This window comes from uncultured Shewanella sp. (assembly GCF_947501225.1).
Lineage (GTDB): Bacteria > Pseudomonadota > Gammaproteobacteria > Enterobacterales > Shewanellaceae > Shewanella.
In genome coordinates, this window is record NZ_CANMUW010000002.1 from 387,685 (window position 1) to 401,684 (window position 14,000).

10 protein-coding genes are annotated in these 14,000 nt (G+C 47.7%); 2 read left to right on the forward strand and 8 right to left on the reverse strand.

Features of this window, described 5'->3' with window-relative positions:
- The first annotated feature begins 82 nt into the window (after positions 1 to 82).
- Positions 83 to 1,420: an N-succinylarginine dihydrolase gene (astB, locus tag Q1B47_RS05275; RefSeq protein WP_299789691.1), complete on the forward strand. Its 1,338-nt coding sequence runs from the start codon at positions 83 to 85 to the stop codon at positions 1,418 to 1,420.
- Between the two features lie 80 nt (positions 1,421 to 1,500).
- On the opposite strand, the gene Q1B47_RS05280 is transcribed toward astB, so the two are convergent.
- Positions 1,501 to 4,020 (reverse strand): hypothetical protein, encoded by a 2,520-nt coding sequence (locus Q1B47_RS05280; protein WP_299789694.1) that lies wholly within the window; start codon positions 4,018 to 4,020, stop codon positions 1,501 to 1,503.
- A 216-nt stretch (positions 4,021 to 4,236) separates the two neighbouring features.
- Here Q1B47_RS05280 and Q1B47_RS05285 point away from each other — a divergent pair, with 216 nt between their 5' ends.
- The gene (locus tag Q1B47_RS05285) at positions 4,237 to 5,547 is read left to right on the forward strand and encodes a dicarboxylate/amino acid:cation symporter (RefSeq protein WP_299789697.1); all 1,311 of its coding nucleotides are present in this window, start codon (positions 4,237 to 4,239) and stop codon (positions 5,545 to 5,547) included.
- A gap of 162 nt (positions 5,548 to 5,709) precedes the next feature.
- On the opposite strand, the gene Q1B47_RS05290 is transcribed toward Q1B47_RS05285, so the two are convergent.
- The 7 genes from Q1B47_RS05290 to Q1B47_RS05320 all read right to left on the reverse strand — a co-directional run bounded on the left by Q1B47_RS05290 (position 5,710) and on the right by Q1B47_RS05320 (position 13,960).
- Entirely contained in the window at positions 5,710 to 7,014 is a 1,305-nt protein-coding gene (locus Q1B47_RS05290) for an inosine/guanosine kinase (protein WP_299789700.1), read from the reverse strand.
- 186 nt (positions 7,015 to 7,200) lie between these two features.
- Positions 7,201 to 8,208: a ferrochelatase gene (gene hemH / locus Q1B47_RS05295; RefSeq protein ID WP_299789703.1), complete on the reverse strand. Its 1,008-nt coding sequence runs from the start codon at positions 8,206 to 8,208 to the stop codon at positions 7,201 to 7,203.
- A 341-nt stretch (positions 8,209 to 8,549) separates the two neighbouring features.
- Complete coding sequence (gene adk / locus Q1B47_RS05300; RefSeq protein WP_299789705.1) at positions 8,550 to 9,194, reverse strand: adenylate kinase; 645 nt, start codon at positions 9,192 to 9,194, stop codon at positions 8,550 to 8,552.
- Positions 9,195 to 9,394: 200 nt separating this feature from the next.
- On the reverse strand, positions 9,395 to 10,240 hold the full coding sequence (locus Q1B47_RS05305) for a tetratricopeptide repeat protein (protein ID WP_299789707.1): 846 nt from the start codon (positions 10,238 to 10,240) through the stop codon (positions 9,395 to 9,397).
- Positions 10,241 to 10,370: 130 nt separating this feature from the next.
- The gene (htpG, locus tag Q1B47_RS05310; protein ID WP_299789710.1) at positions 10,371 to 12,287 is read right to left on the reverse strand and encodes a molecular chaperone HtpG; all 1,917 of its coding nucleotides are present in this window, start codon (positions 12,285 to 12,287) and stop codon (positions 10,371 to 10,373) included.
- 198 nt (positions 12,288 to 12,485) lie between these two features.
- Positions 12,486 to 13,085: a recombination mediator RecR gene (recR, locus tag Q1B47_RS05315; protein ID WP_299789712.1), complete on the reverse strand. Its 600-nt coding sequence runs from the start codon at positions 13,083 to 13,085 to the stop codon at positions 12,486 to 12,488.
- Positions 13,086 to 13,630: 545 nt separating this feature from the next.
- Positions 13,631 to 13,960, reverse strand: a complete 330-nt coding sequence (locus Q1B47_RS05320; protein WP_299789714.1) for a YbaB/EbfC family nucleoid-associated protein — start codon at positions 13,958 to 13,960, stop codon at positions 13,631 to 13,633.
- Between the last annotated feature and the right edge of the window lie 40 nt (positions 13,961 to 14,000).

Genomic DNA, 14,000 nt, shown 5'->3' on the forward strand with positions numbered 1-14,000 from the left:
ACTTGTTGATGCAGATATAAACATATGACCCATTTTACTTCAACAGATAAAAAAGGTATTGCTACCCTAAAAAGGAAAAATAATGAAGCATTTTGAAGCGAATTTTGATGGACTGGTTGGACCGACTCACAACTATGCCGGGCTCTCTTTCGGTAATGTTGCCTCTCTTAATAATGCAACCGCGATTTCAGATCCACGAGCTGCGGCCAAACAGGGGCTAAAAAAAGCAAAGGCTCTCGCTGATATGGGACTAGTCCAGGGTATGTTAGCCCCTCAGGAGCGCCCAGATCTTCATACACTGCGTAGAATTGGTTTTTCCGGTACAGATGCTGAAGTTTTAAAAAAAGCAGCCAAGCAGGCTCCAGCACTCCTAAGAGCATGTTGCAGTGCATCGAGCATGTGGACAGCCAATGCGGCGACCGTATCCCCAAGCGCCGACACCCATGATGGCAAGTTACACTTTACCCCCGCAAACCTGGTTGATAAGTTACACCGTAGCATCGAGCCTGTCACTACGGGCAATATTCTTGCCGCGACATTCAGCAATTCACGCCACTTCACCCACCACCAGCATCTTCCTGAGCACAACAGCTTTGGTGATGAGGGAGCGGCCAACCATACCCGCTTGTGTAAAGATTATGGCAACGCAGGTGTCGAGCTGTTTGTCTATGGTCAGGAGGCGACCAATCCGGCGGCACCTAAACCATCTAAGTTTCCCGCCAGGCAGACCCTGGAAGCCTCACAGGCGATAGCACGCCTTCACCAACTCGATGAAGAGAATACCGTATTTATCTCGCAAAACCCGGACGTCATCGATCAGGGGGTGTTTCACAACGATGTGATTGCCGTCGGTAACCAGAATGTCCTCTTCTACCACGAGCAGGCCTTTGTCGATACCAAGAACAAACTCGATGAGATAAAACGTAAGTTCGGCGACAGCGAACTTCACTTCATCGAAGTGCCTACAACTAAAGTTTCGATACAGGACGCGGTGAAGAGTTATCTGTTCAATACTCAGATCATCACCCTGCCATCGGGTGAGATGGCCATCATAGCCCCGACCAACTGTCAGGAAAATGAAGCCGTTCACGCCTATCTCAAAGAGGTCGTCACCTTAGGCACTCCAATTAAACAGGTTAGCTATTTCGATGTTAAGCAGAGCATGCAAAATGGTGGCGGGCCTGCGTGTCTGAGGCTACGTGTCGCCATGAACGATATGGAGCTGGCCGCGGTCAATCAGCACACCCTGATGAGTGATGCCCTGTTTACCCGCCTGAACGCCTGGGTAGATAAGCATTACCGTGACCGTCTCAGCGTCGACGATTTAGCCGACCCGCAGGTACTCATAGAGTCGCGAACTGCGCTTGATGAGCTGACACAGATAATGAAGTTGGGCAGTGTGTATCAGTTCCAGAAGTAGGAACAATCGCAAAGAACGATTTAAACTCCCCCAAAAAAAACCCAAGGTCTTACCTTGGGTTTTTTATTAAGTCTTAGCTTTTACTCAATCACTATTCCGATAGAAACAACCTCTGTCACTAACCCATTTGGGCTCTCAACATGAACTAAGAACACGCCCGAATTAGGTTCATCCTCCCCCTTGATTGTGACAGCAAAATCGCGACCGCCATTATAGTTGCTGCTTGGCCAGATAAACTCATTACCACTTACTACAGAGCCTGCCGTAGCCGTGAAAGTCACCTTGCTTCCTGCCGGCATCTGCTGGTTATGAAGATCTGAGATAGTAAAGTATACACTGGCAGCCCCTTTACCAACTATGGTTATCACTCCAGGGTTATGCACCCCATCCTTATCGTCGATAACAATATCTGCATGCCTGGTCGCCACAGCACCGCTTCCTGACATCACCATGGTCAGGCTTCTGCGTACATATAACGACTTAGAGTCATTAATGCCATCGGCACAACCTGCGTGAGCGGGAGAAGAGCAGAGTACGCCGTTGTACAAGCCATCTTTGAAATCAAATACGTTATTTGAGTTAAAATCGACTAACTCCTCTAAAGCGCCACCTTCGAGACCGATTAACTGTCCACTAGGTTGCGGGTTAAAGACAGTATCTTCGTTATAATCGTTAAATGCATCATCAAGATCGAAGGACTCACCGGTAACATCTTTGCCGGTCAAGAACTCACTCATCTCACTGGCATCGAAACGACCATTACCATTGAGATCCGGGAAGGTCTCCTCACCGATCGCCGTCGCCGTTATCGTCGCCCGGCCACCATATTTCTGCCCATAGAAGTTACCGTAGACGCGGGTTTGCGCATCGTTGGTAATATCACAAACAGCCGAGTCACTCTCATTCACTTTCAGCACATAGCAGGCTAACTCAGCGGTTGGGTTACGGATCTGAACTCCTCGCTCATCGAACAGTGACTGTCCCTCGGGTCTTGCCAACTGACTGGTCCAGGTAACACTGCAGGCACCGTTCTGAGTTTGACATGCATCCTCAATTGCCCCGCCCTCGGTTGTAAAAGAAACCGTCGTTCCATCGGGCACCGGGTTGTTGAAGGCATCGGCCATTCGTGCGGTGACTTCTACTGTTGTCCCGTCAATATCCCAACCCTCGGCATTGAGCACTACGGCAGAGAGTGAGAAGCTATCCTGATCCGGAATACCGGTTGAGATGATCAGCTGCTTAGACTGACTGGAAATAACCGGGTTAGAGTTATCGTCCACGGTAGCCGTCACTCTGACAGAGGTCGCCACAGTACCCGTTGTCACGACCGTTTGAACTATACCTTCATTATTGGTCGTCGCAGAAACCGGGCTGATATCTACACCACCTACGTTAGTATTGAGTTCAAACAGTACATTCTGATTACTGACCGGATTACTGTTCTTATCGAGCACCTGAAACTTAACCGTTGAGGACTCGACGCCTCCGGTTCCTAAGATACCGATATTTTCCGGTTCGGCCGAGACAAAGATAATACTGCCCACATCGGCCTGAAGCACGTTGATGATACCGACAGCCGATAGGCTGATGCCACCGGCATTGGCGGTGACATTTATCTGATCCTCACCTACACACCCTTGCGCCAGATAGGTCGAAGTGGCAATACCATTACTTGAAGATACCGGCGAGCTTATCTCAGCCTGTGCCGGATTTTTAGTGGCACAAGTTGATGAGAAGTTTACATCGACAGGCTGGGTAAAGGGCGTGCCCTGATCGTCCTGAATAAGGACTGAGATGGTTGCCGTGCCACCGGCAGACAAATTAGCGGTGCTAACCTCGGCGACCCCCTCTTCGAAGGGGCTGCCGCTTCCCATCACAACGTTGGTTGCGCCAACCACGACAATCGTTTTACCAACCTCATTTGTCGACAAACTTGCAGTGACTTCACCTGCGCCCAGGGAGCTTCCCGCATAGATATCGACGGTAGCCTTACCATCAGAATCGGTTACCGCACTTTTAATGGGAAGATCGCCGATAGGGCTGTCAAACGTTACGATTACCGGTTTATTTATCCCGGTTACCGTAGCCGTTAATTTACCAGGCGATAATGTACTAATCGTTTGAATTGGGTTGCCGGCACCATCTGTCAACACCAAAGAGACTTGAGCACCACCTCCGGCTTCACCGCCATCACCTACCATAGTGACATTCAAAGAGGCTGACTCTCCGGAGGAGATAGTAGCAGTAACTGTTGCTCCGGTATTTATCTCCGCTGTATTGAGTTGAATGGTCGCGACACCATCTGAATTGGTCGCAACTTCACCGGTACCGGGAGCGAAAGTTCCGTAGCTTTCATTATTTAAGGTAAAGGAAACTAAGGTACTGACCGGAGCCCCGCTGGAAGTTTTCACCGTTGCGGTAATCGTTGCGGGCTCTGCAACGGATACTTGGGTGTTATCGACTGCTAACTCAACCGTAATGGCCGCCGGAGGTGTCGTTCCTCCACCACTACCGTCATCAACAATATCCCCTCCGCCACTACAGGCTACGAGAAAAAACGACCAGATAAATGCGACAAAAACTTGATAAGCTGACTTCATGCCAGACTCCCTGTTACTCAGAATGTAATTTTAAGCAAAGCGCTTATTACTTATAGCCCAACATTACATAATTTTCCCGCTACTTTTCCATAACTATCTTATTTTATTTCGTTAAAAGAGCGAAAAACTTTAACTATCTGCCCATTTCATCGCCAGAACTTTCTTGCTAGGCTTATTGTGCAAATTGAAAAGCATAAAAATTATACAGGAAGCACTATGGCTTTAACTAAAGCAAGAAAGCTCGGCTTAACGGGCAAAATTCTTATCGGTATGGGAGCCGGTATACTCTTCGGATTACTTCTTAGAAATCTTTTTCCCGAGAGCACTTTCATCGAAAACTATGTCACCGAGGGATTCTTAAACGTTATCGGGACAATTTTTGTATCAGGCCTGAAGATGATTGTCGTACCTCTGGTTTTCATCTCTCTCGTCTGCGGAACCTGCTCCTTAAGCGATCCGTCCAAGTTGGGGCGTCTGGGTGGCAAGACTATCGCCTTCTACCTTTTCACCACCGCCATAGCCCTCTCGGTGGCTATCTCAGTTGCCATACTTATTCATCCCGGCAGCGCTTCCCTGGTCAGCGATGGCTTAGTGTTTAACGCAAAGGAGGCCCCAAGTCTGTCTCAGGTACTGATCAACATAGTGCCGACAAACCCACTACAGGCTATGAGTGAAGGCAATATGCTGCAGATCATCCTGTTTGCGGTGATCTTCGGTTTCGCTATCTCTCATATCGGTGAACGGGGAAGACGGGTCGCGGCGCTGTTCAATGACCTTAATGAGGTTATCATGCGCGTGGTGACGCTCATCATGCAGCTTGCGCCTTATGGTGTCTTCGCGCTGATGGCCAAGCTCGCCCTGACTCTGGGTATAGAGACATTCGGCAGTGTAGTTAAGTATTTCTTTGTGGTGCTGACTGTGTTACTACTGCATGCATTTGTGGTCTACCCCTCTCTGCTGAAGCTTCTAGCCGGACTCAACCCTTTCACCTTCATCCGCAAGATGAGAGACGTTCAGCTGTTTGCCTTCAGTACCGCCAGCTCAAACGCAACACTGCCGGTAACCATAGAAACGGCCGAGCACAGACTTGGGGTCGATAACAAGGTCGCCTCATTCACTCTGCCGCTGGGAGCAACCATCAACATGGATGGCACCGCGATTATGCAGGGCGTAGCGACCGTGTTTATCGCTCAGGTCTATGGCATAGACCTGACTATCACTGATTACGCCATGGTGGTTATCACAGCGACTCTGGCGTCTATCGGTACGGCCGGTGTACCGGGTGTAGGACTCATCATGCTAGCCATGGTACTCAATCAGGTTGGACTCCCGGTAGAGGGGATCGCATTGATCATAGGTGTGGACAGGCTACTCGATATGGTGCGCACGGCAGTCAATGTTACCGGTGATACGGTGGCGACTGTGGTCATTGCCAAGTCAGAAAAGGAGTTCAATGAGGTGACGTTCAATGACAGCCAGGCGGGTAAGGCCGCCAGCAGCTTCAACGATCAACTTAATGCTAAATAATGGCAATCTGTATAATATTGATGGTCAAAAAAGTCGGTAGCTGATACGAGGTCGTATCAGCTAAGCATAAAAAATAGCGTCCAAACGGACGCCATTTTTGTTCTTTACTACATACAATTTTTTACTGCAAAACATATTTAAACTGAGTCAGAGACTTCAAGCTTATCTTTCCCAGTATGCCTCTTCCAGACTGTCTTCACGCTCAGGCAGGCCGCGAGAGAGACGTGGACTATGCTGAGCCAGCACTTCATAGGCGACACGGTTAGCATATTTACACACCTGAGAAAACGATGAATAACACAGACCATCACGCTTATGTTTACTCGAGCCCGGAACGTTTGCCTTATGGAAGGTGTTAGATGCCAGATCATGCAGTAACGCCGCCAGCGCACCATCTCCGGCACCATTGGTATTACGGATCTTCTCCGGACCGCCCATATATGGAGAGATATGGGCGTAGACTTTAATCGGTGTATCACAGGCTGACTTTAACTTAGGACGAGAAAACTCGTAACGGTTAAACTCCGGGATCATCCCGGGCAGAAGCGTATGACTGGTTTCTCTCTTCTCCGAGTCCTCAGTGTAACCCGCCATATAGAGTCCGAGAGGGCCGGCCGTTGTCAGCACCAGATCACACAGTTCAAGCGCGGCTTCGCTGGCCAATAAAGGATCCTTCAATCCGGTAAGCGCTTCCCCTTCATCTTCGTTCATCGCCAAAATGGTGACATTGTCTTTGATAAATCTCTTCCACCAGCTTGGGTCTTCCTCAATCAAAAAACGAGTTCCCAATGTCAATACAACCGGTACTTCCGCCTCTTTGGCATACTCTATCGCCTTAAGCGCAGCATCGGTAATTTGATCGCCATCGCTGGCTCTCATCAGATATGCAGTCAAGATCAAAGCCGAAGCTCCCTGCACTATCTCTTTATCGATATACTCGGGTGTCAGCTTATCCATGGAACCTTTGCTAATAGCGAAGGTTCGCTCGCCACATTCAGAGATAAGCGTGAAACAGCGCCCTATCGGACCCGCCACCGGCTGTAGGTAGTTTAGATCGACTTTAGAAGAGGTATTACAAAGGTAGCGATAAGCATAGCTGCCCACCTCGATGTTATTGCTCATCACTCCAAAGAGTACCGACCTGTCATCGGCAAGAATAGAGTAGTTGTGTACAGTATTGCCTATGGTACCGCCGGCAAACTCATCACTGACTAACTGGTTAGATTTGAGCTCGGAATAAAGAGCATGCGCCTTTTCATCATCAATAAGTGTAGAGTTACCTTTCGGCAGTTCATACCGCTCGAGCAGCTCGTCACCAACTTTGGCCTCAATATCCACCAGAGTCTGATCGATACCCGTAATATAAGTAGGAAAACGCTGAGGCTGCTGCGTCATTTGCGCCAAAAGTGGGTCACGATTTTTTACGGGGAAATAGTGCTTGGACTTTCGCTGACCTGGAAACTTCATTTTATGATCTCGTTAATTGGCAACAATGGATATTGGCGAATGTGAGCCTTGCCTTAAGAGGCAACACAACCACTATATTGGCCCACAGAGTGCTGAGGGCCAATATAAATGGCGGCAGATCCTAACATACACAGTGAATTTCACCAGTAATCAGGTCAAGTTTTTTGCATCAAACTTAATTTAACCTTAAACCCATTGTGATGATTGTTCACTAATGAGTTTAGTTAACAGTTCAATATGAAGATCATTATCATTGAGACAGGGGATAAAGCGATAACTTTCTCCGCCTGATTCAATAAAGCTCTCCTTGCCACCGATAGAGATCTCTTCCAGCGTCTCCAGGCAATCGGCCGCGAATGCCGGACACATAATATCCACCGATTTAACGCCCTCTTTCGGAAGCGATTCCAGTAATTTATCAGTATAAGGCGTTAACCACTCCTCTTTACCAAACTGTGACTGAAAACATAATCGCCACTGTTTCTCCTCTAAACCGAGCGCCTGTGCGAGTAGCTGTGCAGTTTGCTGGCACTGCTCCTGGTAGGGGTCTCCCTCGGTAACATACCGCACCGGAACACCATGAAAAGACATTAAGAGAACATCGGCCTGACCATGCTGTTGCCAGTGAGACCTGACCGAAGCCGCCAGAGCCTGGATATAATCCGGGTGCTGATAATACTCCTTATTAAAGCGGAAATCAGGGATATCTCTCCACCCCTTAAACTCCTGAGCAATAGCGTCAAAAACCGGTGCAACCGTAGAGCAGGAGTATTGCGGGTAGAGCGGAAGAATAACAATTCGCTTCACTCCCTGTTGTTTCAGCTTATCTAAACCACTCGCCAGAGAGGGGTTGCCATAACTCATTCCTAATTCAACCGGAATAGGGTTGCCAAATTGCTTCTGCAACTTGTTGGCTAGCTTATCCCGCTGACGTTGACTTATCACCATTAGAGGCGAGCCCTCATCAGACCATATGGCTTGATATAGCTTTGCTACTTTAGCGGGTCGGGTATTAAGGATAATTCCATTTAAAATCGGCTTCCAAATCAAGGGGTTCAGATCGACAACCCTGGGATCACTTAAAAACTGCTTTAGGAAACGTTTTACATCACTCGCACTCGGTGAATCGGGGGTCCCCAAATTAACCAGAAGCACACCAAATGCCGGGGGGGTCTCGCTCATCATTGCATTCATTAAAAAATACCAATTGTACTAAATCGTTAATTGTCCTACCGGTCGAAACCACCAATAGCAGCGAAAATTATGTTCAGAATTGTGCCTGCAGGAGCACAGAGGACAGGCAGGACGCAGACCAATTATGATAACAATCTATAATCACAATTATGTCTTTGTCAGTAATGCGTTACTCTTAAGTTTCTGGCCTTGAGAGAGAGTAGCCATACAGATACCTGCCCATCAAACACATCTAGGCTAGCATTCAAAAAACCATAAAAAAAGCCCACTTAAGTGAGCTTTTTTAAATATGAGAACTAGCTCATTTACCAATGGCTGCCACTCATATGACGTTATTTCGCTTAGCTTAACGCTTCTACGATCTGTTCACTGACAGCTGCAACACTTTGGGTGCCATCAAACTTACTGTATTTAGCGTGGCCCGCTGCTGCAACCTTGCCATAATATTCAATAAGCGGCTTAGTCTGCTCATGATAGATACCAAGACGCTTACGAACCGTAGCCTCTTCATCATCCGGACGAATAGCAAGATCTTCACCGGTCACATCATCCTTTCCTTCAACTTTTGGTTGATTGAAAACGATATGGTAAACACGACCGGAACCTGGGTGAACACGACGGCCGCCCATACGCTTAACTATCTCTTCATCAGGCACATCGATCTCTACAACGTGATCGATTTTAATTCCACTCGCAGCCATAGCATCGGCTTGAGGAATAGTGCGCGGGAAGCCGTCAAGCAGGAATCCTTTTGCACAATCATCTTGAGCTACACGCTCTTTAACTAAACCAATGATCAGCTCATCTGAGACCAACTGGCCGGCATCCATCACTTTCTTAGCTTCTAAACCCAGAGGTGTTCCAGCTTTAACCGCTGCACGTAACATATCACCTGTTGAAATTTGCGGGATACCGTACTTTTCCATGATGAACTGGGCCTGGGTACCTTTACCGGCACCTGGGGCACCTAATAACATGATGCGCATCTCGAGAGTCCTCTTATTTCACATAGTTTTTATCATTGGGCGGCGATCTTCGCACAATTGGCCGCCCATTTGAAGGGTTTTGCATGAGTTTTAGACTGGATTTAGTTAGACTTTAGCCGGATAGACATCAATTTTTAATCAATAAAAATAGTGAACTGGCCATTGTGTCGAACTTTTGCTCTAAAACCGATACAACTTACTTAATAGAGCAGGCTGTAGAGTTTGCGTCGATATTGATTCGCCAGCGCATTTCCCTGCCCAAGCGCAGTCAAAATTTCTAAAAACAGCTTCTTTGCCTCGCCGTTTTCTGCTGAGATATCTTTCGACAGTGGAGTGAATAACAGCTCCAACGCTTCATCGTTTCGCTTAGCCTGATGTAACGCCTTTACCAATTTCATCAATACCGTAATATCTGACGGATCGCTATCGAAAGTTTGCTGTAACAGCCGGATCTCAGGAGTATCGGCCGCATCCAGTGCTAACGTAAGCTTTGCCTTCAGGCTCTGATAGTAACCATCCTGATCCGCAAGCCCGATACTATCGAGGAGCACTTTAGCGGCGCTGAGGTCGCCGGCCATAAGTTGTGCATCTGCATAAACCAGAGCCACTTCAGCATTGGGGGACTCGGCATATGCCTGCTTTAACAATACCAGTGCGGGCTCAAACTCATGTGATGCCAGATGAGTTTTCGCCTGATTAAGTTGCAACTCCCACTCGGCCGGAAGGTGCTTGTCCAGCATAGTCGCTATCTGTGCCTCCTCCTGAACACCGGCAAAACCATCGATTGGCTTTCCTTCACTCAGAATGAGAGTCGTTGGTAGATTTTGAATTTGGAAATAGTTGGCGATCTCCATCTCACTGTCGCAATCGACCTTAGCCAACACAAAACGACCAGCTTGTTTCTGAGCCATCGAGGTCAACGTCTGACATAAGCCGACACTTTCAGGGCTCTGTTGAGACCAGAAGGACAAGACAACAATCTGTTTCATAGAAACATCTACTATCTGTTGAATATTCTCTTTAGTCAGTTCCAAAACGGTTTCCATAATGATCCTTGAAATAAGCCTTAATAACTCACGATTTCAGCTATAAAAAAGAGGCAGAACCTTGTCTATACACTCAGGTATCAGACGTCCTGCCTCATATTACTGTGATTACTCCCCGTCTACGGGAATATTACTTAAGTTTAGCCAACAGCATCTCGTTCATCAGCTTAATGAAGGCCGATGGATCAGCTAAGCTACCTTTTTCAGACAACTGAGCCTGTTGCAGCAGAAGATCGCTCCACTGGGCGAACATAGCTTCATCCTGCTCATCATTCAGACGAGCCACCAGCGGATGCTCAGGATTGATCTCAAATGTTGGTTTGCTTTCGGGTACTGATTGCCCCGCAGCTTCCATTAACTTAATCATCTGAGTAGACATCTCACCTTCACCGGCTACGACACAGGCCGGAGTATCGGTCAGACGGGTCGTGACCTTAACAGCAGAGACCTTCTCACCCAGCGAGTCTTTCATACGCTTAACTAAACCTTCAGATTCAGTTTCAAGCTTCTCCTGCGCTTCTTTCTCGCCGGCATCTTCCAGATCGCCAAGTTCAAGATCGCCACGAGTCACCGAGTGCATCTGCTTACCGTCAAACTCAGTAAGATGGTTAATTAACCACTCATCGATACGCTCAGACATCAATATCACTTCGATCCCCTTCTTACGAAGAAGTTCCAGGTGCGGGCTGTTTGCCGCCGCTTCATGACTGTCGGCAACGATATAGTAGATCTTGCTCTGACCTTCCTTCATACGGCTCACATAATCGGCCAGCGAAACCGTAGGGGCCGCGTCTTGAGTATGAGTCGATGCGAAGCGTAGTAAACCGGCAATACGCTCTTTGTTCACCATATCTTCGGCAGGGCCCTCTTTGAGAACCTGACCAAACTCAGCCCAGAAACTCTGATACTTCTCAGCATCATTCTTAGCCAGTTTTTCTAACATACCAAGTACGCGCTTAGTCACAGCTGTACGCAGCGCTGTTGTTATCTTGTTGTCCTGCAGGATTTCACGGGATACGTTCAGTGGCAGATCGTTAGAGTCGATAAGACCCTGAACGAAACGAAGATAACTAGGCATAAACTGCTCAGCATCGTCCATCACAAAAACACGCTGAACAAATAACTTCAGGCCGTGTTTACGATCACGGTTCCACAAGTCCCACGGTGCCTTCGAAGGGATATAGAGCAAGCTGGTGTACTCCTGCTTACCTTCGACTCGGTTATGGCTCCACAGAAGAGGATCGGTAAAATCATGGGAGATATGCTTGTAAAACTCCTCATACTCCTCCTTAGACACATCACTCTTGTTTCGCGTCCAAAGGGCTGTCGCCTTATTCATCGCTTTCCATGAACCTTCGGTTGCCGCTACCGCTTCCTGCTCTTCAGAAGCTTCGATTGCAGGCGTCCCCTCCTCCCACATCTCTACCGGTACCGAGATATGATCTGAGTACTTAGTGATAATCGAACGTAAACGGTAATCGTCTGCAAACTCTTTCTCTTCTTCGCGCAGATGCAACACAATCTCCGTACCACGGTTTTCCTTAACTATGGTATCAACGGTAAAGTCACCTTCACCCGCCGACTCCCACTGCACACCTTCATCTTTGGCATGTCCGGCGGCGCGGCTACGAACCGTAACCTTGTCGGCAACAATGAACGAAGAGTAGAAACCGACACCAAACTGACCGATTAACTGAGAATCTTTTGACTCATCACCGGATAAATTTCTAAAGAAGTCTGCAGTGCCTGACTTTGCGATAGTGCCCAGGTGTTCGATAACACCATCTCGGGTCATACCGATACCATTATCTTCGATCGTCACCGTACCTTTCTCTTTATCGGTACTGATACGAACTCGTAATTCACCGTCACCTTCATAGAGGGCATCGTTAGTTAATGCTTCATAACGCAGCTTATCGGCCGCATCGGCAGCGTTAGAGACCAATTCACGCAAGAAAATCTCTTTATTTGAATATAAAGAGTGGATCATCAAGTTCAGGAGTTGCTTGACTTCAGTTTGAAAGCCATGAGTTTCTTGTTGTGACATGAATTATTCCTTCTGTATTTCACAAAGCGTATTTCTTTATGAAAGTAGAGATGGGGCTGGAATTTCGCTTTTCAAGGGAAATATTTCCGGAAATTCAAAAAACGGCGTAGAGAAAAGAAAAAGCCAGTGTCTGTATAATAAACACTGGCTTTGCAACTCGCGTATCTCAAAAAAATAGGTGGTTTGGCTCATGCCTGGTTAAATCGGCAAACGCCCATTGAAAGAGAGGGCTAATGTCGTACTGTCGACATACTCAAGCTCACCACCAACGGGCACACCATGGGCGATACGGCTTACTGAAACGTCATGAGCTTTTGCCATATCTGCAATAAAGTGAGCCGTGGCATCTCCCTCAACCGTTGGGTTGGTCGCCAGAATAAGCTCTGTGACTCCCCCGGAACTGAGCTGCTCTTCGAGCAGTGACAAGCCTAACTCATCGGGCCCGACGCCATCGAGTGGGGACAGGTGACCCAACAGCACGAAGTAGCGACCACTAAAGTGTCCACCGGCTTCAATTGCCAACACATCGGCTGGCGTCTCCACCACACAGATCTGTTCAGATTTCCCCCGCTTATTGCTGGCACAAATAGGGCAATAAGTCTCCTCGGTAAAGGTACGACAAGCACGACAATGCCCGACATCACTCATCGCCGAAGATAAAGCCTGTGCCAGAGTCTGACCGGCCTTACGATCGCGCTCCAGCAACTGAAACGCCATGCGCTGCGCAGATTTGGGGCCAACTCCGGGGAGGCACTTCAAAGACTGAATAAGTTCATCGACAAGAGGGCTAAATTTCATTTGTTATCCGGGTATAAATGGCATCTTCATGCCTGATAATTTTAGAGTGATGAGCAGTGCCGATGATTGGTGAAAACACCGTCATATGCCCTTCATGTAAATTCAGAACAGAAGAGTAGCATACAGAACAGATAATTTGACCCCTCTATGAACCCAAAGACTCCTTTACCGCTCGTACGCACGCAGCCTAACTACAGCAGCTAACCCATTACGAGACAGTCCAGAGGCTGAATTGAATATCTTTCTCAACTATTAAGTCTTTTTTTGAGCTTTATGGTGATCGTTGGTGGATAGATGTAAATTCAAATGGCGCGATGGCTGAAGATGATGTTTACTTCATGTGCACCTTATTTGGTGCCGGGCAGAATGGAGCCTTAATCCTGTAAATTTCAATGTTGTGGTCATAGTTATGCTCATTACACGCTAACCAAGATCCCAGACCACAAAAAATGGACCTAGGGGTAACCCTAAGTCCATTTTGTCCCCTATTTGATCCCAAGCAATTCTGGGAGTCCCGAAAGGGTTGCTACATCGGTACTTCTAGATTAGAACGGCATCTTCATGCCTGGTGGCAGCTGCATGCCTCCGGTCACTTCAGCCATTTTCTCTTTCTGACTCTCTTCAACACGACGTGCCGCATCATTGCAGGCTGCTGCGATAAGATCTTCCAGCATCTCTTTGTCGTCTTCCAGCAGGCTCGAATCGATATCTACCTTACGTACACTGTGAGAACCTGTCATGGTAACTTTTACAAGACCGGCACCGGCTTCACCGGTCACTTCCATACGTGCAATCTCTTCCTGCACCTTGGCCATTTTATCTTGCATCTGCTGGGCCTGTTTCATCAGGTTACCCATACCGCCTTTTCCAAACATATCTATTTCTCTTCAATTAAGGGTCGATAAAAGTCGGCCC

What these genes read in the sequence shown, in the direction of transcription:
- astB (WP_299789691.1), top strand. Translation starts at nt 83, where the DNA reads ATGAAGCATTTTGAAGCGAATTTTGATGGACTGGTTGGACCGACTCAC.
- Q1B47_RS05280 (WP_299789694.1), bottom strand. Translation starts at nt 4,020, where the DNA reads ATGAAGTCAGCTTATCAAGTTTTTGTCGCATTTATCTGGTCGTTTTTT.
- Q1B47_RS05285 (WP_299789697.1), top strand. Translation starts at nt 4,237, where the DNA reads ATGGCTTTAACTAAAGCAAGAAAGCTCGGCTTAACGGGCAAAATTCTT.
- Q1B47_RS05290 (WP_299789700.1), bottom strand. Translation starts at nt 7,014, where the DNA reads ATGAAGTTTCCAGGTCAGCGAAAGTCCAAGCACTATTTCCCCGTAAAA.
- hemH (WP_299789703.1), bottom strand. Translation starts at nt 8,208, where the DNA reads ATGAATGCAATGATGAGCGAGACCCCCCCGGCATTTGGTGTGCTTCTG.
- adk (WP_299789705.1), bottom strand. Translation starts at nt 9,194, where the DNA reads ATGCGCATCATGTTATTAGGTGCCCCAGGTGCCGGTAAAGGTACCCAG.
- Q1B47_RS05305 (WP_299789707.1), bottom strand. Translation starts at nt 10,240, where the DNA reads ATGGAAACCGTTTTGGAACTGACTAAAGAGAATATTCAACAGATAGTA.
- htpG (WP_299789710.1), bottom strand. Translation starts at nt 12,287, where the DNA reads ATGTCACAACAAGAAACTCATGGCTTTCAAACTGAAGTCAAGCAACTC.
- recR (WP_299789712.1), bottom strand. Translation starts at nt 13,085, where the DNA reads ATGAAATTTAGCCCTCTTGTCGATGAACTTATTCAGTCTTTGAAGTGC.
- Q1B47_RS05320 (WP_299789714.1), bottom strand. Translation starts at nt 13,960, where the DNA reads ATGTTTGGAAAAGGCGGTATGGGTAACCTGATGAAACAGGCCCAGCAG.